The organism is Rhodococcus sp. PSBB066 (assembly GCF_017068255.1).
GTDB classification, from domain to species: Bacteria; Actinomycetota; Actinomycetes; order Mycobacteriales; family Mycobacteriaceae; genus Rhodococcus; species Rhodococcus aetherivorans.
This window is the reverse complement of sequence record NZ_CP070859.1, coordinates 2,381,141-2,405,450: the sequence shown is the minus strand read 5'-3', so window position 1 is coordinate 2,405,450 and position 24,310 is coordinate 2,381,141. Positions and strand designations below refer to the sequence as shown.

General features: G+C 66.2%; 16 protein-coding genes. 13 read left to right on the top strand and 3 right to left on the bottom strand.

Translation table 11 applies throughout. From position 1 onward, the window contains the following. Positions 1 to 24: 24 nt before the first annotated feature. Together JYA75_RS11080 and clpB are read right to left on the bottom strand one after the other, a co-directional pair. On the bottom strand, positions 25 to 924 hold the full coding sequence (locus JYA75_RS11080; protein WP_050035717.1) for a DUF5666 domain-containing protein: 900 nt from the start codon (positions 922 to 924) through the stop codon (positions 25 to 27). A 77-nt stretch (positions 925 to 1,001) separates the two neighbouring features. Further along, on the bottom strand, positions 1,002 to 3,557 hold the full coding sequence (gene clpB / locus JYA75_RS11075; RefSeq protein ID WP_050035718.1) for an ATP-dependent chaperone ClpB: 2,556 nt from the start codon (positions 3,555 to 3,557) through the stop codon (positions 1,002 to 1,004). A gap of 242 nt (positions 3,558 to 3,799) precedes the next feature. On the opposite strand from clpB, the gene JYA75_RS11070 reads away from it, so the two are divergent. From JYA75_RS11070 to JYA75_RS11055, 4 genes are all read left to right on the top strand, one after another. Further along, the gene (locus tag JYA75_RS11070) at positions 3,800 to 4,960 is read left to right on the top strand and encodes an FAD-binding oxidoreductase (RefSeq protein ID WP_050035719.1); all 1,161 of its coding nucleotides are present in this window, start codon (positions 3,800 to 3,802) and stop codon (positions 4,958 to 4,960) included. Between the two features lie 248 nt (positions 4,961 to 5,208). Further along, positions 5,209 to 5,832: a response regulator transcription factor gene (locus JYA75_RS11065; RefSeq protein ID WP_050035720.1), complete on the top strand. Its 624-nt coding sequence runs from the start codon at positions 5,209 to 5,211 to the stop codon at positions 5,830 to 5,832. A 5-nt stretch (positions 5,833 to 5,837) separates the two neighbouring features. Beyond that, on the top strand, positions 5,838 to 6,584 hold the full coding sequence (locus JYA75_RS11060) for a DUF4255 domain-containing protein (RefSeq protein ID WP_235431088.1): 747 nt from the start codon (positions 5,838 to 5,840) through the stop codon (positions 6,582 to 6,584). Then, positions 6,581 to 8,605, top strand: a complete 2,025-nt coding sequence (locus JYA75_RS11055; protein WP_203330023.1) for an ATP-binding protein — start codon at positions 6,581 to 6,583, stop codon at positions 8,603 to 8,605. The genes JYA75_RS11060 and JYA75_RS11055 overlap by 4 nt, the downstream gene beginning before the upstream one ends. Before the next feature lie 8 nt (positions 8,606 to 8,613). On the opposite strand, the gene JYA75_RS11050 is transcribed toward JYA75_RS11055, so the two are convergent. Then, positions 8,614 to 10,605 (bottom strand): hypothetical protein, encoded by a 1,992-nt coding sequence (locus JYA75_RS11050; protein WP_144415038.1) that lies wholly within the window; start codon positions 10,603 to 10,605, stop codon positions 8,614 to 8,616. 1,849 nt (positions 10,606 to 12,454) lie between these two features. Between JYA75_RS11050 and JYA75_RS11045 the strand changes: the two genes are divergently transcribed. The 9 genes from JYA75_RS11045 to JYA75_RS29180 all read left to right on the top strand — a co-directional run bounded on the left by JYA75_RS11045 (position 12,455) and on the right by JYA75_RS29180 (position 22,487). Beyond that, positions 12,455 to 13,945 carry a peptidoglycan DD-metalloendopeptidase family protein gene (locus JYA75_RS11045; protein ID WP_185712962.1) on the top strand — a complete coding sequence of 497 codons (1,491 nt, stop codon included), beginning with the start codon at positions 12,455 to 12,457 and terminating at the stop codon, positions 13,943 to 13,945. Next, the gene (locus JYA75_RS11040; protein ID WP_203330022.1) at positions 13,942 to 14,436 is read left to right on the top strand and encodes a hypothetical protein; all 495 of its coding nucleotides are present in this window, start codon (positions 13,942 to 13,944) and stop codon (positions 14,434 to 14,436) included. Before JYA75_RS11045 ends, JYA75_RS11040 begins: the two co-directional genes overlap by 4 nt. Before the next feature lie 80 nt (positions 14,437 to 14,516). After that, positions 14,517 to 15,389 (top strand): RsiV family protein, encoded by an 873-nt coding sequence (locus JYA75_RS11035; RefSeq protein WP_185712963.1) that lies wholly within the window; start codon positions 14,517 to 14,519, stop codon positions 15,387 to 15,389. 123 nt (positions 15,390 to 15,512) lie between these two features. Then, complete coding sequence (locus JYA75_RS11030) at positions 15,513 to 16,241, top strand: DUF4157 domain-containing protein (RefSeq protein WP_050036417.1); 729 nt, start codon at positions 15,513 to 15,515, stop codon at positions 16,239 to 16,241. A 103-nt stretch (positions 16,242 to 16,344) separates the two neighbouring features. Further along, positions 16,345 to 19,704 carry a hypothetical protein gene (locus tag JYA75_RS11025; protein WP_203330021.1) on the top strand — a complete coding sequence of 1,120 codons (3,360 nt, stop codon included), beginning with the start codon at positions 16,345 to 16,347 and terminating at the stop codon, positions 19,702 to 19,704. Between the two features lie 172 nt (positions 19,705 to 19,876). Beyond that, on the top strand, positions 19,877 to 21,412 hold the full coding sequence (locus tag JYA75_RS11020) for a phage tail sheath subtilisin-like domain-containing protein (protein WP_050035729.1): 1,536 nt from the start codon (positions 19,877 to 19,879) through the stop codon (positions 21,410 to 21,412). 28 nt (positions 21,413 to 21,440) lie between these two features. After that, positions 21,441 to 21,893, top strand: coding sequence for a phage tail protein (locus JYA75_RS11015; protein WP_050035730.1), 453 nt, complete (start codon positions 21,441 to 21,443; stop codon positions 21,891 to 21,893). Beyond that, positions 21,886 to 22,335, top strand: coding sequence for a hypothetical protein (locus JYA75_RS11010; protein ID WP_231772565.1), 450 nt, complete (start codon positions 21,886 to 21,888; stop codon positions 22,333 to 22,335). The genes JYA75_RS11015 and JYA75_RS11010 overlap by 8 nt, the downstream gene beginning before the upstream one ends. After that, on the top strand, positions 22,287 to 22,487 hold the full coding sequence (locus tag JYA75_RS29180) for a DUF6760 family protein (protein WP_338109683.1): 201 nt from the start codon (positions 22,287 to 22,289) through the stop codon (positions 22,485 to 22,487). The genes JYA75_RS11010 and JYA75_RS29180 overlap by 49 nt, the downstream gene beginning before the upstream one ends. The last annotated feature ends 1,823 nt before the right edge of the window (positions 22,488 to 24,310 follow it).

Below are 24,310 nucleotides of genomic sequence, written 5' to 3'. Positions count from 1 at the left end.
CATCGAGGGTCAGCCTATCGCGTTCTAGTTGCCCGGACCGCCGAAGGACGGCAGGGACGCGCTGACCACAGTGTCGGCGATCATCTCCCCGTTCCGCAACGGCGAGCCCTGCGCGACGACCGAGTCGCCGACCCGCAGCGCCGACGGATCGGAGCCCGCGAGCGACATGATCTGCGTCTCGGGCGTGAGCCGCACGGTGACGCTCGAGCCGCCCATGCCGCTGAGCGTGAGGGAGGTGCCGTCGTTGGCGGTGATCGTGCCGACGACGGTGCCGGCCGCGCCGATGACGTCGCCGAGCCCGCCGGGCAGCTGCTCGAACGGCAGGCCGGGCACGGCCGGGTCGGTGGTGGGCGCGGGCGTCGTGGGCGCGGGCCGGGGCACCGTGGTCGTGGTGGTCGGGGCCGCCGCGCTGCGCTGCTGCGGGTCGTCGCCGCTGCCGCCGCTGAGCAGATAGCCGCCGAAGCCGGCCAGCACGATCAGCGCCACCGCGGCGAGCAGGATCAGGCCCCAACGGCGCCGCCGGGGCGGCTTCGCGTCGAGAGCCGGGTACTCGCCGGTGTGCGGCGGGGTGGGTGGCGCCGCCCCGTACTGCTGGGTGTGCGGGTACTGCTGGGTCGGCGCGTACTGCTGGGTCGGCGCGTACGGCGGCTGGGGCCCGTAGGAGCCGGGCTGCTCGAACGCCTGCGTCGGGTTGGGCGGCGCCCCCGTCGGATCGAACCGGGGGTCGTACGCCGGGTAGACCAGGGTGGGGTTGGCGGGCGGACGGCCGTACGCCTCGGTCGGGTCGGCGGTGTGCAGGACACGGGTGTCGTCGGCGTCCGGGTCGGTGCGGCCGCTGCCCGTCGCGCGCGCGTCGTCCGCACGCCCCTCGTCGAGCGAGTAGGCGCGCTCCTGGGGGGTGCGCGGATCGTGCGGGTTCGTCATGGTCCCTCCAGGTTAGGCGCTGCGCGCCGGTGCGTCCTTTGGGCTGTCACAGCAGCCCAAAGGACGCACCGGCGCCGTCAGGCGCCTATCACGAGGTGGTCGCCGTCGTCGCTGACGCCCACCGAGACGGTGTCGCCGTCCTTGATGTCCCCGGCCAGCAGCTTCTTGGCGAGCTGGTCGCCGATCGACTGCTGGATGAGCCGGCGCAGCGGACGCGCACCGTACTGCGGGTCGTAGCCCCGCACGGCGAGCCAGAACCGGGCCGAGGACGACACGTCGAGGGCGAGCCGCCGGGCCGCCAGACGCCCGGCCAGCTGCTCGAGCTGGATGTCGACGATCTGCTCGAGCTGCTCCTCGGTCAGCGAGTGGAAGATCACCACGTCGTCGAGCCGGTTGATGAACTCCGGCTTGAACGCCGCCCGCACCGCCGCCATGATGTGCTCCCGGTCGCCACCCGCACCGAGGTTCGAGGTGAGGATCAGGATCGTGTTGCGGAAGTCGACGGTGCGGCCCTGCCCGTCGGTGAGCCGACCGTCGTCGAGCACCTGCAGCAGCGTGTCGAACACGTCCGGGTGGGCCTTTTCGACCTCGTCGAACAGCACCACCGAGTAGGGGCGGCGACGCACCGCCTCGGTGAGCTGGCCACCCGACTCGTAACCGACGTAGCCCGGAGGGGCACCGACGAGCCGCGCGACGGAGTGCTTCTCGCTGTACTCGGACATGTCGATCCGCACCATGGCGCGTTCGTCGTCGAACAGGAAGTCCGCCAGCGCCTTCGCCAGCTCGGTCTTGCCGACGCCGGTGGGGCCGAGGAACAGGAACGAGCCGGTGGGCCGGTTCGGGTCGGCGACGCCCGCCCGGGAGCGGCGCACCGCGTCCGACACGGCCTGTACGGCCTCGTCCTGGCCGACGACCCGCTTGCCGAGCTCGGACTCCATGCGCAGCAGCTTGGCGGTCTCGCCCTCCATCATGCGGCCGGCGGGGATGCCGGTCCAGGCGGCGACGACGTCGGCGACGTCGTCCGGGCCGACCTCCTCCTTGAGCATGACGTCGCCGTCGGAGGCGGCTCCGGACGCGGCGGCGGCCTTCTCCAGTTCCTTCTCCAGCTGCGGGATGCGGCCGTAGCGCAGCTCCGCGGCCTTGCCGAGGTCACCGTCGCGTTCGGCGCGTTCCTCCTCGCCGCGCAGCGCCTCGAGCTGCTCCTTGATCCCCCGCACCGAATCGATGGCGGTCTTTTCGTTCTGCCAGCGGGTGGTGAGCTGGTTCAGCTTCTCGCGTTCGTCGGCGAGTTCGGCGCGCAGCTTCTCGAGCCGGTCCTTGGAGGCCTCGTCGGTCTCCTTCTGCAGCGCCATCTCCTCGATCTCGAGGCGACGGACGATGCGCTCGACCGAGTCGATCTCCTCGGGGCGCGAGTCGATCTCCATGCGCAGCCGGGACGCGGCCTCGTCGACGAGGTCGATGGCCTTGTCCGGCAGGAACCGGGAGGTGATGTACCGGTCGGAGAGGGTGGCGGCGGCGACGAGCGCGGAGTCGGTGATGCGCACGCCGTGGTGCACCTCGTAGCGCTCCTTGAGCCCGCGCAGGATGCCGACGGTGTCCTCCACGCTCGGCTCGCCGACGAGAACCTGCTGGAAGCGGCGTTCGAGGGCGGCGTCCTTCTCGATGTACTTGCGGTACTCGTCGAGGGTGGTGGCGCCGACGAGGCGCAGCTCGCCGCGGGCGAGCATGGGCTTGATCATGTTGCCGGCGTCCATCGCCGATTCGCCGGTCGCGCCGGCGCCGACGATGGTGTGCAGCTCGTCGATGAAGGTGATGATCTGCCCGGCCGATTCCTTGATCTCGTCGAGCACGGCCTTGAGGCGTTCCTCGAACTCGCCGCGGTACTTGGCGCCGGCGACCATCGACCCGAGGTCGAGCGCGATGACGGTCTTGCCGCGCAGCGACTCGGGGACGTCGCCGGCGACGATGCGCTGGGCGAGGCCCTCGACGATGGCGGTCTTGCCGACGCCGGGCTCGCCGATGAGCACGGGGTTGTTCTTGGTGCGCCGGCTCAGCACCTGGACGACGCGGCGGATCTCGTTGTCGCGGCCGATGACCGGGTCGAGCTTGCCCTCCCGGGCGCGGGCGGTGAGGTCGGTCGAGTACTTCTCGAGCGCCTGGTAGGTGCCCTCGGGGTCCGGGCTGGTCACGCGGGCGCTGCCGCGGACTGTGGTGAACGCGTCGCGCAGCGCGGCGGGGGTGGCGCCGTGCCCGACGAGGAGCTTGGCGACGTCGGAATCGCCGCCGGCCAGGCCGACGAGCACGTGCTCGGTCGAGACGTACTCGTCGTCGAGTTCGGTGGCGAGGTGCTGCGCGGCGGTCAGGGCGGCGACGGCCTCCCGGCCGAGTTGCGGCGTGGTGGTGGCGCCGGTGGCGCTGGGCAGCCGGTCGACGAGTGTCTGCGCCTCCCGGTGCACGACGGTCGGGTCCACGCCGACGGCCTTGAGCAGCGGCGCGGCGATGCCGTCGGTCTGGTCGAGCAGCGCGACGAGCAGGTGGGCCGGACGGATCTCCGGATTGCCCGCAGCGGACGCGGACTGCATGGCAGCCGTCATCGCCGCCTGGGTCTTGGTGGTGGGATTGAACGAGTCCACTGCGAACCCCTTCCCTTCATTTAGCGAGCCGGTATCAATTCTGCACCCGCCAGCCTCCCGCCGCGGGCGTTCGCATGCTTCAACGGCCCCAAAGTTGAGTTTGTTCCGCTCAACTTTATCGAGTCGTGTGACCTGCGGCACATCGCGGGGGTCATCGAGCCGCTCGACGTCGATTGTGGCCGAAACACCGCCGCGGGACTACAGTGGCGGCCGACCAGCAGAGACGGCGAGCGGGAGGGTGCGTGGAGGCCTTCGCCGTCGCCCGTGTCCAGCTCAGCTTCGCGTCGATCGTCGCGACCCCCGGCGGCGCCGAGCGCTTCGCCACGGCCTTCTACACCGCCCTGTGGAGCGACACCGTCGGCATCCGCGAGCTGTTCCCCGCGGGAATGGAGACGATGCGGCAGCGGTTCGCGACCGCCGTCGGCTGGGCGATCAACCGGCTCGGCGACCCCGACACCGTCACCGCCTTCCTCACCCAGCTCGGCCGCGACCACCGCAAGTACGGCGTCCGGCCCGACCACTTCCATGCCGCCGGCCGGGCCCTGCACACCGCCGTGCGCGAGTGCACCCCGCCCATCCTGTGGACCGACGCCCTCGACCGCACGTGGTCCGGGGTCATCACCCACGTCGTCGACACCATGGCCGCCGCCGCCGCCGAGGACGACCTGCCCGCCGCGTGGGGCGCCACCGTCGTCGGCCACGAACGGGTGCTGCCCGACCTGGCGATCATCCGGCTCGAGACGGACTCGCCCATCCCGTACCACGCCGGGCAGTACATGAGCGTGCAGATCCCGCAGCGGCCGCACATGTGGCGGTACCTGTCGGCGGCAATCCCCCCGAACCCGTACGGCCAGATCGAGTTCCACGTCCGTCGCGTGTCCGGCGGCTGGGTCAGCCCGGCACTGGTCGGCGACACCTCCGTCGGGGACCGCTGGGTGATCGGGCCGCCGCTCGGCGGCCTGCACGTCGACCGCGACAGCGGTGAGGACGTGCTGATGATCGCCTCCGGCACAGGCCTCGCGCCGCTGCGGGCGCAACTGATGGAGATGGGCATGCGGGGCGACAACCCGCGCGTGCACCTGTTCTTCGGCGGCAAGTACCCCTGCGACCTCTACGACCTGCAGACGCTGTGGCAGCTGGCCACCACCAATCCGTGGCTCACGGTCGTGCCCGTCGTGGAGGAGACCGAGAACCCGTGGTGGCACCCGGTTCCCGTGGAAGATCCGCCGCCGGGCCTGCACCGGACCCTGCACGGCAAGCTGGGAAAGGTGGTCTCACAGTTCGGCTCCTGGGCCGATCGGCAGATCCAGATCGCCGGGTCCCCGTCGATGATCCGCACGACGCTCTACGCGCTGTCCGCCGGCGGCACCCCGCGGCAGAACATCAGCTTCGACCCGCTGTAGATCCGCATCTGCCGCACATAGTGTGCCGGTGACCCTACGCACTGCACCGGCGGTGACCGCAATTCGTTCCCCTTCGAGCCACCCCACGGGTAATTCGACCTCCGAAGCGATTCCTGGGGATCTCGTTCGGCCCCGGCAATGGACCTACCGTCCACCGTGTTGAGCGTTCCGATTCGCCCGTTGAGCCGTTGTTGAGCGCCGTCCGGACACTTGTTGTTGCCCATTCACACCTCCCCCGGGAGCAAGAGATGCAACCCCGAGTGCCTGTTTACGTATACGCCGACGACTCGATACTCCGGGCCGGAGTAGTCAGTCAGCTGCGCATGCGGAGCGAGGTGGCCGTCGTCGACACCGATCCGGAATCCGCGGAGGTCGCCATCCTCGCCGCTGACGTTCTCGACGACGCCGCCATGCGGACCCTCCACGCCCTCCAGCGCGGCTTCTCGCCGCGAGTGATCCTCGTCCTGCGTGTCATCGACGACTCCACGCTCGTCGCCGCGGCAGAGGGCGGTATCAGCGGCCTGCTCCGCCGTAGTGACGCGACACCCGACCTGCTGGTCCGCACCGTCCAGCGCGTCATCGCCGGGGACGGGGTCGTTCCTCCTGACCTTCTCGGCCGCCTGCTCGGCCAGGTCGGTGCCCTGCAGCGACAGGTACTGACGCCGCGCGGATTGCGATTCTCGGGACTCTCCGAACGCGAGGTCCAGGTTCTGCGTCTGGTGGCCGACGGACACGACACCTCTGAGATCGCGCAGAAGCTCTGCTACAGCCAGCGCACGGTCAAGAACGTCCTGCACGACATCACCACCCGGCTGCAGCTCCGCAACAGATCGCACGCCGTGGCATATGCCGTCCGCGAGGGACTGATCTGAGGCCGGTGGTCGCCGTGATATCCGATGTCGATGCAGCTCTCCGCCAGCTGATCGAGCACGAGGCGATCGATGACGCAGAGGTCGACGTCGTCTTCGACGCACCAACGAAGGATTGGGCGGCCCGCCGCACCGGTCCGACAATCGACGTCTACCTGTACGACATCAGGGAAGACCTACGCCGGCGCCAACGCGGCCTCGTGAACGAGTACGACAACGGGCTCGTTCGCGCCAGGCATCTACCTCCGCGCTACTTCAAGCTCTCCTATCTCGTGGCCGCATGGACTCAACGCCCCGAGGACGAACATCATCTCCTCGGCAGGTTGCTGACGTGCTTTCTGCGTCACGACGCACTGCCGGGCAGTCTGTTGTCCGGTTCGCTGGCCGACCTCGGCCTGCCCGTCCCGGTCGCCGTCGCGCTGCCACCGCCCGAGGACCGATCGTTCGCGGACGTCTGGACAGCGCTCGGCGGTGAACTCAAACCGTCCCTCGACCTCGTCGTCAGTATGCCCACCCCTACCGGTCGCGTGCACCCGGCCGCTCCACCTGCCCTTCGCACTCCGCGCCTGTCCACCGAAGGGAAACACGGCTCGGTTTCTGGTGAGCAGAAGCGCAGACGCGCGCCGGCGCCGGACGGCTCCGATCCCGTCCCATCCGGCCTCGAGACCTTGCCGGAGGACGCACCTCCGGCGGACGGCGAGAGTCCGTCGATCACCATGCGCAAGGCTCGCCGCAAGCAGGGACGCAACGAATGAACTCGGACGCCAACCTGCGGGATCTGCTCGACCGGTGCGCCCTGATCGAGGCACGCGTCCGCATGGTCGTGACCCATCGGCGCAGTTACGATCCCACCCCCGACGACCCCTTCCGAGGCCTGTATCTGAGCGACGAATCCGCAGTGGCGTTGCTCGACGTGGTTCCACCCCCGCCGGAGTCCGACCGCGTGGCTCGCATCGCACTGGATCGCCGGGCCGACGCGGCAGAAGCGGCGGGCGGCGACCTGCGGCTGCGTCGGCTTGCCCGGTCCGCCGGGCTGTCCGACATCGATGTCGACGCGTTGCTGATGTGCATGCTGCCGGACTTGAATTCGCGGTTCGAACGTCTCTACGGCTACCTCAACGACGACGTCACGCGGCGGAGGGCGACGATCGGCCTGGTCCTCGAACTACTCGAGCTGTCCCCCGTGACGGCCGAGCACCGCGCACGATTGGCGGCAGGGGCGCCGCTGATCGAAACCGGCCTCGTACTGGTGGAGGACGAGGAGCGCCCGTTTCTCACCCGGGGCCTGCGAGTTCCGGATCATGTGACCCAGCATCTGCTCGGCGACGATCGCTGCGACCCGGAGATCGCCGATCTGCCTTTCGATGCAGGGCATTTCGAGTCTCCCGTGTCCGGCCGGATCGCGCGGACGATACGAACAGGCCAGCACTGCACCTACATCCGGGAGTCCATCGGGTCCGGCGCTCCTGCTGTTGCCGTTGCAGCCCTGGAGGCAGCAGGTCGCTCCGCCCTGTGTGTGGACGCCAACCGGCTGCTCGAGCACCCCGACCCGGCCCGCGCGGTGGTTGGGCTGGGCCGAGAAGCGATGCTACGCGGAGCCGGGATAGTCGTGACACCCATGGACGCGCTGGCCACAGACACGGCGATCATCCGGGCGTTGTGCGAACTGACAGCACCCGTCGTTGCGATCGGAACCGTCACCTGGGATCCGCGCTGGTCGGACAGCGTGCCGCTCCAGGTCGATGCGGAGCGCCTGTCGACGGAGGACCGAGCACACCTCTGGGCCGTCGCAGCCGGGGACAGCGTCGTCGACGGCTCCCTCACCGAGGTCGCGAACCAGTTCGTGCTGGGTCCGGCACAGATCGAACGTGCGGTTCGTTCGGCGCGTATATCGGCGAGCCTGACCGGCAGCACCCTCACCGGACGAGACCTGTGCCAGGGAGCGCGGGCGCAGAACGCGGCTGGGCTGGAGCGACTCGCCCGGCGCATCGAACCCTCGGTCGGCTGGGATGATCTCGTACTCCCCCACCGCGTCGTCGACCAGTTGCACGAGCTCACCGCTCGTGCTCGCTATCGGGAACGAGTCCTCACCGACTGGCGGATGCGGCCCGGTGGCGGACGAGGGCGTGGAGTCACCGCCCTCCTCGCAGGTGAATCGGGCACCGGCAAGACCATGGCCGCCGAGGTCATAGCCGGGGATCTCGGTCTCGACCTGTACTCGGTGGACCTGGCCGCGGTGGTGGACAAGTATGTCGGCGAAACGGAGAAGAACCTCGAACGCATCTTCGCGGAAGCGAGTGGCGTCAATGCCGTGCTGCTGTTCGACGAGGCCGATGCCGTCTTCGGCAAGAGGAGCGAAGTACGCGACGCGCACGATCGCTACGCGAACATCGAGAGTGCTTATCTGCTGCAACGCATGGAGAACTTCGACGGACTCGCCGTTCTCGCAACCAATCTGCGCGCCAACCTCGACGAGGCATTCGTCCGCCGGCTCGACGCCATCGTGGACTTTCCGACGCCCGACGAGGACGCACGGCGGGCGTTGTGGCGGCATTGTTTCGACTCACCGGTACCGTGCAGCGACGATCTCGATATGGACTACTTGGCCCGATCGTTCACGTTGTCGGGCGGCAACATTCGTTCCGCAGCCATCACCGCCGCCTACCTGGCGGCGGCGAGCAACAGCGCGATCGGCATGGAACATGTCATACCCGCGGTGCGTCAGGAATACCGCAAGCTCGGCCGACTCGTGCCGGAATCCGTCGCCGCCGGGTGATCCGATCGTCACGATTCGCTACTTCGGATGCACAATCCGCCGACGCATCCGAGGAGGCACCCCACCACCACGAGCGGCAAACCGGTTCCTCCGGGCGCCGCAGAGAACTGCGCATCCGCGTAGACCGCGAATCCGATCGTGACAGCGATGGCAGCGAGGCCGGCAATGATGGTCATGCCACCCTTCGGACGCAGGATGCCGATCAGCATGAGCGCGATGAGCACGATCACGACCGCCCGAGCGATGGGTTGAGTCACGTAGGTGTAGTCGTCTCCGGTAGCGACGCTCATGATGTCGCCGATACCGGGGAACCGCCGCACGGTCAGCAGCGGAACCTGCTGTGCATCACCCGTCCACGGGAGAAACGCGCCGATCAGCGCGATCAGGCCTCCGAGGAGGGTCGCGGCGATCCGGATCAGCGGAAGCAGGTCGTCCGAGGTCTGGGTGAGCACGGCGCCGGCATCCACGACGATTCCGCCGTCCTCGGCACCCACCTCGAGGTTTCGGACCTTGGCATGCCCCATTCGCGGACGCGGCGCCCGGACGGTGACCTTCGCCCAACCGGCTTGCCCCGGGGGAATGTTCAACGTCGGCGGGTCGAAGGAGAACTGGACGGCGTTTTCGGGGTCGCGGCCCACCAGTCGCGCCCGGAGAGGCAAGGCCCTACTCCTGTTGTCGACCACGACACGCAGCTGTCCACGCGAACTATTGTGCACGGTGAACTGTTCCGGCTCGAGCCGTATCCGAGCGAGGGTGATCGGCGCCGGGGACGCTGTCTGCACGAAGGCGCCCTGGGTCTTGACGGAACCGTCCTCGTTGCTTGCCACGACCCGGATCTCCCGGGAGACCGTCTCTCCGCCCGGCGGTGGTGGAGCGGAGACCGTCATCGCGACCCGCGACACCTCGCCCGGCGGCACTTCGAGTGCCCACGCCTCGAATTCGAATCCGACGGCGCGTTCCGGATCGGAACCGTTCAGCCGCACTTTCAGTGGTTGCGATCCACGGGTGTTGTCCACCGCTACACGGCAGCGACCGTGTGTGCGGTCCTTGACCGTGATCTGCTCGGGTTCGAGTCGGATTTCGGCTGTGGCGATCGGATTCGGCGAGGTCGTGTGTATCAGGGTTCCGTCTACGGTTGCCTCACTGGTGCCGTCGGTCGCGACGACCGTGAAGGGTTTGCTGGTTTCGGCTTCCTTCCGGGGAGCAACGAGTTGGGCGCGGATGCCGACCCGGCTCTCGGATCCGGCGCGGACATCGATCTTTGCTACATAGAACAAAACCCGGACCGATCCTTCCGGGTCTCGACCGGAGAGCCGGACATGTCGGTCGACGCTACCTTTGCGGTTGTCGATGATCAGCCATCCCTGCCCGTAGGGCGCGTCGGCGGCCTTGAGGGTGCTCGGTTCGAGCCGCAGCTGCAGTGCCGACACCTCTTGTTCGATCGTCAGATGCGTCTCGATCTCGGCCTGATCGTTCGCACCGCGGATCGTGGCGCGATACGACCGTGCCGAACCGGCCTCCGGTGGTGGCACGAGGACGGCGAGTCCGATCGGAACCGTCTCCCCCGGAGGAACTTCGATGACGTCGGCGGAGAACTCGAATTCGAGGAGATCCTCGGCGTCCGAACCGCTCAACTCGAAACGTTGAGGATAGTTGCTGCTTCGATTGTCGACCTTCAGCTCGACCTTCGCCGATGTCCCGTCCCGGAGCCTGACCCGCTCCGGTTCGACGTGGAGCTGAGCGGGGTCGCCGATCGGTGGCACCGTCAACGCCAGAGCGACGTCGATGGCGGCGTCAGGATCCTCGTCCGAATGTACTCGGATCGGCAGCGTGAATCTCTGAGCGGCAGGCCATCTGGGTGCATCGATCACGACGCTGATCGTGGCCGGCTTCTCCTCGTCGGGATAGAGGGCGATCGCGGGATGCGTCAGCTTCAACCAGCCCGGAGCATCGAGCGGCACCGCCCGGAAGCGATCGACGATCGTGGAGGTGTTGTGCACCCGCAGATCGAACGTGCCACCCCCTTCCGGATCGATCGTCAGCTCCGGAGTGACGATCTCGACGCGGGGAGGACGCGCCTCACCGTGACCGCCGGCGGAGCTCCGGCTCGGGGCGGAGGGGGCAGCACTTCGAACGTCCGAACCGGTAGCCCGATCCGGTGGACTCCAGGACGTCACCACCGGGATCTGGGACGTAAGTGTGCGCCCCTCATGGGTGCCCGATCCCGACTCGAACCCGACGAACCGTCCGCAGCGAACACAGAATTCGGCATTCGCCGCGTTGACGGTGCCGCAGTTGCCGCAGATGGGTGCGACATCCGCGTTCGAGATCCGTCCTGAATCGTCCATGTCAGCCGGCTTCTTACTCGACCTACCCGTCCCCCTACACACATCGATCTGCGGCGATCATCTTCGACCTGGTCCGCCTTCGGTCTGGCTTAGGCCGTCTACAGCGTTCCCGATCAATCGTTCCAGGGGGACAAATATAGGAGGAATCATCGTCCTCGGGCGTATAGCAGGTCCCATCAGGCAAGGGAATGCTTCCCAGCGGGCAGTCGGGAGGCTCGTAACATGTTCCGTCCGCTAGGGGATAGCTTCCCGGAGGGCAGTCAGGAGGCTCGTAACACGTCCCATCCGGCAACCGAGGACTACCATCCGGACACGGCTCCGGAGGCTCGTAACACGTCCCATCCGGCAACCGAGGACTACCATCCGGACACGGCTCCGGAGGCTCGTAACACGTCCCATCCGGCAACCGAGGACTACCATCCGGACACGGCTCCGGAGGCTCGTAACACGTCCCATCCGGCAACCGAGGACTACCATCCGGACACGGCTCCGGAGGATCCACAATCGGCGGACAGGTCTGCCCCGCCTGCACCGTAGTTCCATCCGGGCACGTGGTTCCTGTAGTTCCGGGATTCGGTGTTCCCGGTCCGGGGCTTGGTCCGGGGCTTCCCGGCTTGTGAGGCTGAGTCCCCGACCCCGGCGGTACCTGCGGAATCGGGACGCATGGGCCGGTCGGGTGCTGCAGACGCTGCTCTCCCTCAGCGCATTCCGGCGGTGGTGGCGCCTGGGTCGGAATTTCTGGGAAGAAGGAGATGAGGCTGACGCGCCAGTCGTTCCCTTGTTTGACAGCAGCGACACGGTCCACGCGCATGTCGCTCTCCTCGAGAACCGCCCCGTCCGACGCCGTCACCTTCTGGTTCAGCATCACCGCACGCTCGACGGCGTTTTCGGAGTCCTTCGGGTGCTCTCCGAAGATCACCAGGGCATCGGCGATCACCGAAGCATCCGCGGCTTTCCATTCGTCCCACCACACGCTGGTTCCGCGTTCACTGGAGTGATTCGCTGCCGCGAGCTCGGGAGTCAGATACTTCGATGCCCGCTCGTAGGCGTCGCGTGTCGAGGCGTCCGTCGTCGGATACCACGTGAACATGGTTTCGAGGGCACCTTCGATGGCGTCTCGGGCTCCGTCCGGAAGTGAGTCTTCGTCGGTCCCCGTCCATGCCGACTGCGGATCCGGTTCTCCGCCTCCGCACGCCACGACGAACCCCAGCGCTGCGATCAGCGCTACGAATGCCGAGAGGAAGCGCAGCGATCTCATCAACCCTCCTGGGAGTCGATCGTCGCACGCTCCATGGTCGAAGAGCGCTGGCAAGCAACAGAATGCCCGATCGGGAACGGCAGTCGGAACGTTCGAGCAGGCATACCGGACAGCGGGGGCACGGATCCTCGACGAAAGGGCCGAACCGGCCGGCAACCCTGCCGTTGTAGAACAGGTCTGGTGATAGTTGAAGCCGTACAACGGATGCGATCGAGTCCACAAAATGCCGGCGGGATCCATGCCATGAGAATGCGTCGTGCACTCGGACGGCTCGCGGGCCTGCTCGTGGTCGTCCTGACAGTTGCATTGGGTCAACCGGGACCGGCGTTCGCCGACACCGGGGCGGGTGTCCCGTGCCCCATGAACCGGAAACCGGTCGCGGACGGCACGTTCGTCGTCTCGTCCCCGTTTGGTGCCCGAAGTGGGGGTTTCCACCAGGGCGTCGACATGGCCGGGGATGCCGGAACCGACATCTACGCAGCTCTCGACGGCACCGTCTCGGCGGCCGGGCCTGCCAGTGGCTTCGGGCAATGGATCGTGATCGACACACCGACACGTACCGGGGTCGTCTCCACCGTCTACGGGCACATGTACCCCGACGGCGTGCTGGTGCGCACCGGTGATCCGGTGAGGACCGGGCAGCACATCGCCGACATCGGATCCAACGGCCAATCCAGCGGACCGCACCTGCACTTCGAACTGTGGGAGGGCGGGCGCTTCAACGGTCGAGCCGTCGACCCCGCTCCCCTGCTCGACGAGGGCGCATCGTCGGGTTCCTCCGTGGTGGAACTGGTGGCCGCCACCACCGACTGCTCCGTCGGTGTTCTCACCCCCGGACTCGTCCCGCCCGAGTTCGTACCGTGGCTGCTGAAGGCCGGCGTGATGTGTTCGGGTATTACCGCACCGCTCCTGGCGGCGCAACTGGAGGCGGAGAACGGATTCCGGCACGGCCCGTCGGCCCCCGTCTCGTCGACGGGAGCCCGCGGCCCAGCACAGTTCATGCCTGCCACGTGGACGACCTGGGGCAAGGACTACGACGGCAGCGGACCTCCCCCGGACGTCAACAGCATCGCTGACGCTGTGATGGCCCAGGGCGCGCTGATGTGCGAAAACCACCGATCAAGCGCCGACGCCATCTCCACGGGCCGTGTGGTCGGCGATCCGGTGGCCCTGGCGCTCGCCGCCTACAACGCCGGATTCGGTGCGGTGCTGGAGGCGGGAGGCATGCCCTTCGGTGGGGAGTACACCACCCAGACACAGCCCTACGTGAAGAAGATCCTCGAGCGCGCCAAGGCGTTCGCGGCCGCGCCCTGGGCGACGGGGACGATCCCACCGCCGCCGACCGAGGCGCCGCAGCCCGATGTCGGCGACCGGATCGTCGAGGTGGCCCGGACCCTCGAGGGGACATCGTGGGTCTGGGGCGGCGGCAACATCGACGGCCCGACCAGGGGTGGTATCGACAGTCCCGGCCTCACCCGGCATGCGGTGGCGCAGGCAACGGACGGCAAGGTCGTGTTGCCACGTTCGACTCAGGAACAGTGGGAGATCGGCGACCCCGTTCCGGTCAACGAACTCGACCCCGGGGACCTGGTCTTCTCAGGGTGGAACGAGTTCGACATTCCCACCCACGTCGGGATCGCGGTTGGCGGCGGCAAGATGGTGCACGCCTCGACCGACAGTGGCGTGACCGTCTCGAACTTCGACCCCGAGTCGGAGGGGCGGCGAGTGACATGAACCTCGGGAAGTGCTCCGGATCGCTGCTCGCGTCGTGCGCAGTGGTGCTCATCGCGTCCGGATGCGGGGAGAGTGTCCAGGGAACGGCCACTCCGGACATCGACCGGGAGGATCCGCTCGTCGTCATCGAGACCGCACTGGAGACGATGTTCACATGGAGGCCGGCAGAGGACGAATCGGGAGCAGCCGCACTGGAGCGGGCCGCACCGTACCTCGGTCCCGAACTCGGGTCCCAAACCGTCGTCTCTCAACCAGGACCCGGATCACAGTGGGAGCAGTGGAAACGCGACCAGGCGACCGTCCGCGCGGACGCCGCCTTCCTCGCCGACGAGCATCCCCCCGACAGCGACGACACCGTCCACCGTGTCCTCTCGATCAGACAATCGGCAACGACACCGAACGACCTGCTCATCGACGAGAACGAACACGTCGCATGGGCGATTGCGACCAGAGGTGACGACGGATGGCGGCTGACGTCGCTGCAGTTCTGATCTTCCTGTAGAGATGGGATCCCGGCATGCTCGAGAACGGCGGACGGATCTTCACCGCTGCGGTCGGTGTGGTCGCTCTCGTGGTGGCAGTGATCTTCGTCGGCCACGGTCTCCTTACCGGCCCTACTACACCTTCGGCAGTCTCCGACACGTCCATCGCCGCGAACGCACCGCCGGGTGAAGCCGACTCCAGCGCAGCGACGGGTGGCCCCGACCACCCACCTGAGGGAGGCGGAGCGCCCGACTCCGCACCAGCACCGGAGCCCAGCACCGTACCGGGACCGTACGGGAACGGCGGCGCAGGCGGAGGTGGCGCTGGCGGAGGCGGCGGAGGTGGCTCCGGCACCGCCACCCCGGAGCCCTACACCGACGCCTCGACCGAAGTCGTCACGCCGAATCCCGTACCTGTCGATGTCGTCCTCCCCCAGATCACCGGGGGCGACCCCGCCGTCACCGATACCTTCAATGCAGCGATGCGCGCCGCTCTGGACGACCGCATCGCGGAGGTACGGGCAGGTGGTCGATTGACCGGCTCGGACGGCGAGGTCGCCCATATCGGCGAACGCGTCACTAGTGGCGTGCTACTGGTGACAGCCGAATACGAGGAGTCCGCAGAGGACTTCGCAGACACCGTCGTGGTCGGCATCGACTCCGGTGACGTACTCACGCTCGACGAGATTTTCACCGACACCGCTGACGGCCTCGATCGTCTTGTTGCCGTCTCCCGCGAACTCGGCCCGAGCACCGACGCGGGCGCCTCGTTCGACCTGAATGCCGTCAGCGCCGACCCGGCATTGTTCTCTCGCTGGCTTGCGACCCCCGACGGGATGCGGATCTACTTCGCCGAGGGATCCGTCGCACCGACCTACTCCGATCTTGTGGAACTCACCGTGCCGTGGGAGGAACTGAGTACTGTGCTCGACCCGGACATGCATGCAGTCCTCACCAGCTGAGAATCCTGCCCGATCAGATGCACGTTCGGGCAGTCATCGTTGCCCGAACGGCCACGCCTTCGCATCTTTCGTACAGCTGGAGAACGGTGGATGTTCGGTGCGTACCGACGGAAGCGAGAGACCATGCGCACGCACGAGACAGATCACGACGGCGATGCGGAGCTGCGTCCCAAGGCTTCGCGACTCGACGAACCGAACTCGGCTCTCGCTCTGAGAGCGGCGTTGTCCGGACGTCTGGACGTCGCCGGACCCGAAGGCATGGCCGGGTTGCAGCGTGTCGTCGGCAATGCCGGAGCGTCGGCACTCCTCGACGAGGACCGTTCGCCCGTGCACGACGTCGTCGCCTCTGCGGGAACACCGCTGCCCACCGACCTGCGCACTGAGATGGAGGGCCGGTTCGGTCAGGACTTCGGAGACGTGCGCGTCCACAGCGACGGAACAGCGCACGAATCCGCGAAATCCGTCAATGCACAGGCGTACACGGTGGGTTCGGACATCGTCTTCCAGAACGACAGGTACGACCCCGGATCGGACACCGGCAAGCACATGATCGCTCACGAACTGACGCATGTCGTGCAGCAGCGCAATGGCCCTGTCGACGGCACCGACGCCGGCGGTGGGGTACGGATCAGCGATCCCTCGGATCGGTTCGAACGCGACGCCGTCGCGAATGCCGAGCACGTCATGGCCGCACCCGCTCCCACGACCGCGCCCTCCGGCGCACTCCAGCGAACCACGGAAGAGGGATCCGCTGCCGTGCAGCGTGAGGAGGCCGCGGAGGAAAAGGAAGACGAAACCGCCCAGACCTTCGTGCAGCGTCAGGAGGAGGAGTCCGAGGAAGAATCGGCGTGATGCCATGACTGCACCCACTCGAGTCACGAGATCCGTTGCCCCGGAACGCACTCCTGCGCGATCGGCTGCTGCTGTGCGGTCGGATTCCAACTCACTACGCCGCTTGCAGTCCGCCGCGGGCAACCACGCCGTTGCGTCTCTCGTCACCCAGCGTCTCGACGCCGGACCCGTCCAGAGCGGTTGCGTTGCGCCACCCGTAGAACCGACACCGGCTGATCCGCAGAAGGATCCGCAATGGGCCCACGCGAAACATGAGATCGAGACCAAAGCCGATGCAACCAAAGCGCATCCCCCTGCCTCGAAGGAAGTGGGCGAGGCACAGAACGCGGCCGTCGCGCCACCCGACGACAAGGAAGCCCAGGCCAAGGCCGCTCACACCGGCAAGATGGACGCCGCGAAGCCAGGAGGCTTCGACAAGGCGGGCTTCATCGCCGCGGTGAAGGCCGCGATCGCGGCGAAGGCTCCGAAGAACCTGGACGAGGCGGACAAGTTCGCGCAATCCGGCAAGGCGGATCAGGTCAAGAACGAGGTGATGAGCAAGGTCACCGGAGGGAAGCAGGCGTCCGCCCGAGAAATCAAGGATTCGACCGAGGCGACACCGGATACCTCCACTGCGAAGGACAAGCCGGTCACACCGCTTCAGCCACCCCCGTCGCCGTCCGCGCCTCCACCACCGGATCCGAAACTGTTGGCACCGAAACCTGCACCCGCCGACCAGACGAGACTGGGTGCGGACAGCTGCGCCACCGACCACAAGATGGCGGAAGCCGGGGTCACCAAGGAACAACTCGCCAAATCGAACGAGCCCGAGTTCACCGGTGCACTCGAGGCGAAGAAGACTGCCGAGGAGCACGACGCGAATGCGCCCGCTGCTGTGCGCGAGAAGGAAGCTCAGGTCATCGCCGGCGCCACTGCGGATGCCGATGCCACGGCGAAGACCGGATTGAGTTCGATTACCGCCTCGAAAGGCAGTGCGCTGCAAGCCGCCGGTGCGGGCAAACAGGCCACAAAGTCCGCCGACGAAGGGGAACGAAGCCGGATCACCGGCGAGATCAAGAAGATCTTCGACAAGACAAAGGCCGACGTCGAGGGGATCTTGACCGGTCTCGACAAGACCGTGTCCGAGCGGTTCGAGGAAGGTGAAAGGAAGGCCAAGGAAGCGTTCGTCGCCGACCACCAGGCCCGCATGGCTGCGTACAAGGCGAAGCGATACGGCGGTCCTGGTGGGTCCGCGTTGTGGTTGAAGGACCTGCTCCTGGACATGCCGCCCGAGGCGAACGCGCTGTTCCTGGAATCGAAGAAGCTGTACGAGTCGCGGATGGAGGACGTCATCGGCGGCATCGCCGATCTCGTGGGCTCCGAACTCGCACGTGCGAAGGCCCGGGTGTCCGAGGGGCGCGCACAGGTCCAGAAGTTCGTCGCGGAGCAACCCAAGAACCTTCAGAAGCTGGCCGGTGATGCCGCCAAGGAAATTGGTTCGCAATTCGAAGATTTGGAGAAGTCCGTCGACGAGAAGCAGGAGTCGCTCGTCGACGATCTGGCGGACAAGTACATCGAGGCACGCAATGCGGTCGACGAGGAGATCAAGAAGCTTCAGGCGGAGAACAAGGGATTCGCAGGCCAGGCCGCCGAGGCGATCGGCGGCGCTATCGACACGGTGAAGAAACTCAAGGACATGCTGCTCGGCGTCTTCACCCGAGCCGCAAACGCCGTCGAGAAGATCATCAAGGACCCGATGGACTTCCTCGGGAAGTTCGTCAACGCGGTCAAGACCGGCATCCAGAACTTCATGTCGAACATACTCACGCACTTGAAGAAGGGTCTGCAGGGCTGGTTGTTCGGTACCCTCGCCGAAGCCGGCATCGAGATCCCCGAGAAGTTCGACCTGAAGGGCATCATCGGTCTGCTGCTGTCCCTTCTCGGCCTCACGTGGACGTCGATCAGAACCCGGATCGTCAACGTGGTCGGCGAGAAGGCGATGAGCGCGATCGAGAAGGGTGTCGATTTCGTCAAGATGATCCTCACCGAGGGCGTCCCGGCATTGTGGAAGTTCATCGCGCAGAAGATCTCGGACCTGAAAGAACAGGTGATGAGTCGCATCCGCGACTTCGTCATCACCAAGGTGATCACGGCCGGCGTGACGTGGCTGATCTCGCTCCTCAATCCCGCAGCAGCGTTCATCAAGGCCTGCAAGATGATCTACGACGCGGTGATGTGGTTCGTGGACAACGCGCAACGGTTGAAGGACTTCGTCGATTCCGTCCTCGACTCGGTCGAGTCGATCGCAGCCGGTGGAGTCGGCAAGATGGAAGCCCTCATCGAAGGCACCCTGTCGAAGACGGTCCCGATGCTGATCAGCGGCCTCGCCAGCCTCCTCGGCCTGGGCGGAATCGCCGACAAGATCAAGAGCATCCTCGAGAAGGTCCAAGCACCTGTCGGCAAGGCAGTGGACTGGTTGATCGCCAAGGCGGTCAAGTACGGCAAGAAGTTCCTCGACAGACTGAAGAAGTCCAAGTTCGGGAAGGCGGCCGCGAGCGTCAAGGCGAAGGCGAAGGCCGCCTACGCCAAGGGCAAGGCGTGGGCGAAAAAGAAGTATGAGGCCGGCAAGGCATGGGTGAAGAAGAAGTACGAGGGCGCGAAGTCTTGGGTGAAAGGGAAGATCTACGACGACAGTCCGGAAGGAAGGCAGAAGCGACTCGACCAGGGGCTCGCGGCCGGAGTCGCAGCGGCGGACAAGTACGCAGGTAAACCTGTGGGCGAGAGCATCCTGCGACCGTCCCTCGGTTTCATCAAACTCAAGCATGGCCTCCAAGTCCTCGAACCTATTAAGGAAGGAGAAAATTGGGCGATCCACGCGGAGGTACAACGGGCAACCGCCAAGTCGAAGGCTCTCGTAGAATCCAAGAACGAAAAGGCCCGGACCGGTCTCACCAGAGAAGATGCGATCTTCATGGAATGGCATAAGCCTGCCGAATGGTACCCAGATTGCCTCTACCGACCTAATTCGAGAACCGGAAAAGGTCGTGGGGAAAAGATCTGGAAATTCCCGAACAAGACGTACGACAACGGCTTTACTGCAGGCGTCACGTTCTGGCCGCACGAGGGGGTGACCCTGACATGCAGAAGCGGCGAGGAACCGCGCGGTAACGGTGTCAAGAAGTTCAGGGAGGAGCTCCTGGAAGAAGGCATCGAGCTGGACGGCGACCTGGCTTACGAGGTCGACATTGATCATGTTATCGACTGGTCGTTCAATGGGATAGATGGAGGGGAAGACAACGAGAACCTCTGGCCCCTTTACCGGTCGGCGAACAGGAGTGCCGGAACCACTCAGAATAGGCTCCAGAAGGTCTGGTGGGCCGAGTCCAAGGGAGCCCCGCCGAAGCAAACTCCGATAGAAGATGTCCCGCACGGACGATGGTTCGTGATCAAGAGAATGAGGGGATCGGGTGGCAAGCGGGGCTAAGAGCTGCCTACTGGTGGCGCCGGCATTGGACAGCACCGAAGTTTACTGATCGAGTTGTCAGTGCCCTATCGCGCACTCCGCGATGCCTACTCGGCCGTCCCGCAATGTCTGGTTCCCGGTCGAAATGCAGGTCAATATCAACTCATCCACCGAATCCATCCGAGGAGGCGCCATGCCGACCTACCTGTCGCCCGGGGTCTACGTCGAAGAGGTTGACTCCGGATCCCGGCCGATCGAAGGCGTCGGGACCGCCGTCGCCGCCTTTGTCGGGTTGTCGGAGAAAGGGCAGTTCAACGAACCGACCCTCGTCAGTAACTGGACCCAGTTCACCGGTCTCTTCGGTGGTTTCGTCGATGGCGCATGCCTCGCGCGGTCGGTCTATGCGTACTTCCAGAACGGTGGCGGCAACGCGTACATCGTTCGCATCGGCGACAGCAACGGCAGCAGTGGTTCGAAGCCGGTTCCCAAGCCCGTCGAGGCTGCCCCGCAAGGCATTCTCGGCAACTTCCGTGTGCTCGCAATCGATCCGGCCGCAGCCGAATCCGGCATCGAGGTAGAAGTCGCACCGAGTGACGCAGAGCCCGCAGACGGGACCTTCAAGCTCGTCGTCCGCAGGGGCGGTGAAACCGTCGAGGAGCATTCGGGTGTCACGCCCGGACGGGGCAAGGCGAATGCCGCGACCGTCGTCAACGGCCAATCCCGGACGATCAAGCTCGAACAGATCCCCAACGCCCAGGCCTCCGACGAACTCGCCGTCGGCAAGAAGGTGACGCTGGCGGCACCCGCACAACCGGCGCTGCTGCCGTCCGCTCAACTCACGACCGACGACTACGTCGGTGACGTCTCGGAACGCACCGGTTTTTCCGGTCTCGAGGCGATCGACGAGATCACCGTGATCTGCGTGCCAGATCTGGTCACCGCCTACCAACGCAGCGCGATCGACCTCGACACCGTCATCTCCGTCCAGCAGGCCATGATCGCGCACTGCGAGCTGATGGGTGACCGGATGGCGATCCTCGACCCGCCGCCCGGCCTCAACGCGCAACAGATCAAGGAATGGAAGAGCGACAAGGCCAACTACGACTCCAAGTACGCAACCCTGTACTGGCCGTGGGTGAGCACGGACGGTGGAACCTACCTTCCGCCTTCCGGTTTCATCGCGGGTGTCTGGGCGCGCAACGACGACACGCGAGGTGTCCACAAGGCCCCCGCGAACGAGGTGCTGCGCGGTGTCGTCTCTCTGCAGACACAGATCACCCGCAACGAGCACGACCTGCTCAATCCTGTCGGCATCAACTGCATCCGTTCGTTCCCCGGCCGTGGGATCCGCGTGTGGGGTGCCCGTACGCTGTCGTCCGATCCGGCGTGGCGGTATCTCAACATCCGCAGGCTCTTCAACTACCTCGAGGAGTCCATCCTCAACGGGACGGACTGGGTGGTCTTCGAGCCGAACGATCAAGCACTGTGGGCGAAGCTGCGCCGGACGATCAGCGCGTTCCTCGTCAATGAATGGCGGAAGGGCGCTCTGTTCGGCAGCACGCCCGACGAGGCGTTCTACGTCAAGTGCGACGACGAGACGAACCCGTCCGAAGGAATCGACGCGGGCGAAGTGGTCTGCCTGATCGGTGTGGCGCCCGTGAAGCCAGCCGAGTTCGTGATCTTCCGACTGTCCCAGTTCTCCGGCGGCACCAGCCTGGTCGCCGAGTGATCGACGTATCGAACAGTGAGGAACTGTAATGCCTCTACCGGAATTCGACAGCTCGGTAGGCCACTCGTTCGGACTCGAGTTCGACGGGCTTCAGATCAAGGCCATCACCGAGGTGACCGGCCTGAAAATGGAACAGGACGTCATCGAGTACAAGTCCAACGAAGCGAAGGACGGAAAGTACCTCGTCAAGAAGCTTCCCGGACGTTGGAAGGCCGGTGAGGTCACTCTCACCCGGCCGCTCACCGAGGACCACGGATTCGACAAGTGGATCAAGGACTCTCAGCTGGGAAAGATGAAGGACGTTCGCAAGGGGGGCGCCATCGTGGTGTACGACTACGAAGGACAGCCCGTCAAGCGATACACACTCACCAATGCCTGGCCGAAGAGCCTCGAGGTCAGCTCGATGAAGGCAGGCGACACCAGCGTCATGACGGAGAAACTGGTACTGACCTTCGAACGCGTCGAGGTGGACGGTGCGTAGAACCAGCACCTCCACCCTGACAGTGGAGCACGAGCCGGACCGTTCGGCAGAAACTTCGGGTACCCGAGAAGCGCTGCGCACGGAATTCGGTTTCCTGTTGCCCCGTGGCTACATCGATTCGGCAGGCACCGTCCACCGCGACGGTGTCATGCGCCTCGCGACGGCCCGCGACGAACTCGTCTCCCAACGCGACGACCGGGTGCGGGAGGATCCGTCGTATCTGACGGTGGTGCTGATCAGTCGGGTCGTGTCCCGGCTCGGCGGCATCGAGGACGTGCACGCCGGAGTCGTGGAGAACATGTTCGCGTCCGACCTCGCCTTCCTCCAGGATCTGTATCGGCGGATCAATCAGGACGGGCACACCCGGGCGGGCGTCACCTGTCCGGAGTGCGGATGCGACTTCGCCGTCGACATCGCCGGGGGCCGCCTGGGGGAATCATGACGTACGGGACCGAACGTCTGCACGCCGAGGTCGCGTACATCGCCTATCACCTGCATTGGTCGTTCGACACGATCCTCGACCTCGAACACGCAGATCGGCAACGGTATGTGCGCTTGAGCCGGAACTTGGCGCCGGAATCCGCGAGGAGGTGAGCGATGACCATCCGATGGCCGTGGCAGCGCCGGTCGGCCGAACCCGCCCGGACACCGACCGAACGTCCGGACGTTCTCCCCTCGCGGACCTCTCGCGAACGGCTGTCGTTGCCCCCGGTGCAGCGGGTGGTCGAACCGATCGAGTCGACCACACAGTTCGACGGATTCACTCGAACGCTAACAACCTCCCGATCGCCGGCTCTCGTCGAACCGCTCCCGACGGTCGGCGCCGGTGTGCCGTGGTTGTCGCTGACCGCGGCCCCTACGTCTACGCCGGTGTCCCGGCACGACGGTCCACCCCCCCACACCGTCGCACAGCGGCACCACCGGCCACCGGGCTCCCTCCAGCGAGCAAGGGTCGGTGCCGTGCCGTCCACCCCCACCGACACGGCTCCCCCGCCCGCTCCCGTTCGTTACCTCGAGTCGTCGCCCGTATCGAACGAGGTACCCGGTGCACATACCGAGATCGACGAGATGGTCACTGCGTCGCCACCGGACGACGAACGGGCACTCCCTACTGTTCCGACGCCCCCGGTCGAAGAGCTTCCGGTGGGGCAGATCTTGCCTCTCCCTGCCGACGCCGGCCACGAGAGTTCGGACCCCGCGGAGGGTGTGCCGGACCAGCCCGTCGATCCACCGTCGGTGCCGCAGCCGGAAGTCGCACAGCGAACATCCACTGACCCACGCCCCCAAACCCGATTCGAATCCCAACCACAACCGACGCGGGCGCTTCCCACGCATCACAATTCACCGCACGTGCAACGGCAGAGCATCGATCCGCCTCCTCCCCCGCGCGAGCAACTACTCCGTCTTCCCGTTCAACGATCGGCGGCGGAGACATCGACGCCACACCTCGAACGTTCGCCATCGCTCCCGGCCCCGGCCGAGCATTCCGCCACGCCCGAATCTACCCATCGCCCCACTCGCCTCGACATCCGAGCCGACGACACCGCGGTCGAGACGGTGCAGCCCACACTCGACCTACCGTCGGTGCAGACACCCCCGCCTGAAGTACCTCGCCCCGCGAGCACACCGATCCCCGAATCGCCACGTGCACCTCGTTCGAAGTCCACTCCGCCGACCCTCGACGAGCGAGACGTCCAACGGATCATCCCGTCCCCCGAAGCTGCCGCTACACACGAGTCCGTCGCCCCGCCCGAGCTCACTCCGGCGCTCGCTGAAGTTCCGATGAGGACATCACCGTCGCTCCCGGTCTCGGAACCTCCGACAGTGCAGCGCCATATTCTTTGGGTTCCGGAGCACGGAGGCGGTCCGGAACCCGACCCGAGTCCGACCGTCACGGGACCGATCCTCGAGGCGAGTGAACCCTCCCCGGTTGTCCCCGTGGTCGCTCGTCACACCACCGCCCCCGCCCGAGTCGAACATCGATCACGTGGAGAAGAAACTCCGCTGCAGATCGCCCAGAGTGTCCAACGAGTCGACGCCGCTCCCACGATCGCAGCGTCGAGTCGTTCGCGAACGTCCGAACCCGTTCCGAACAGAGCAACAGCGGTCGATCTCCCACCTGCCCGAACCGTCCCCACCGTCTCGAGAAGTCCCGGACCGCCGATCGACGAAATCAGCCCTACAAGCCCTCCGGTGCAGCGGATTTCGACGGACGAAGTAGATCCGATCGAGGCATCCGAGAGCCCGATCGGTACTCCGACAATCGCAGATGACATGTCACCGGTGCCGGACGAGGTCGCGCCCCGGCCGGTCGTGACGACGCACCCTCTACCGCCGACACGGACAACGGACCCGGAGGCGGTCCGCTCCAGCTCTCCCGACCGAAGAGAACTACTCGTCCCACCGCGTCGGATCCC

Bases quoted from the DNA above. Each gene is read 5' to 3' on its own strand.
- JYA75_RS11080 (WP_050035717.1), bottom strand. From the start codon at position 924: ATGACGAACCCGCACGATCCGCGCACCCCCCAGGAGCGCGCCTACTCG.
- JYA75_RS11065 (WP_050035720.1), top strand. From the start codon at position 5,209: ATGCAACCCCGAGTGCCTGTTTACGTATACGCCGACGACTCGATACTC.
- JYA75_RS11055 (WP_203330023.1), top strand. From the start codon at position 6,581: ATGAACTCGGACGCCAACCTGCGGGATCTGCTCGACCGGTGCGCCCTG.
- JYA75_RS11045 (WP_185712962.1), top strand. From the start codon at position 12,455: ATGAGAATGCGTCGTGCACTCGGACGGCTCGCGGGCCTGCTCGTGGTC.
- JYA75_RS11040 (WP_203330022.1), top strand. From the start codon at position 13,942: ATGAACCTCGGGAAGTGCTCCGGATCGCTGCTCGCGTCGTGCGCAGTG.
- JYA75_RS11030 (WP_050036417.1), top strand. From the start codon at position 15,513: ATGCGCACGCACGAGACAGATCACGACGGCGATGCGGAGCTGCGTCCC.
- JYA75_RS11020 (WP_050035729.1), top strand. From the start codon at position 19,877: ATGCCGACCTACCTGTCGCCCGGGGTCTACGTCGAAGAGGTTGACTCC.
- JYA75_RS11015 (WP_050035730.1), top strand. From the start codon at position 21,441: ATGCCTCTACCGGAATTCGACAGCTCGGTAGGCCACTCGTTCGGACTC.
- JYA75_RS29180 (WP_338109683.1), top strand. From the start codon at position 22,287: ATGCGACTTCGCCGTCGACATCGCCGGGGGCCGCCTGGGGGAATCATG.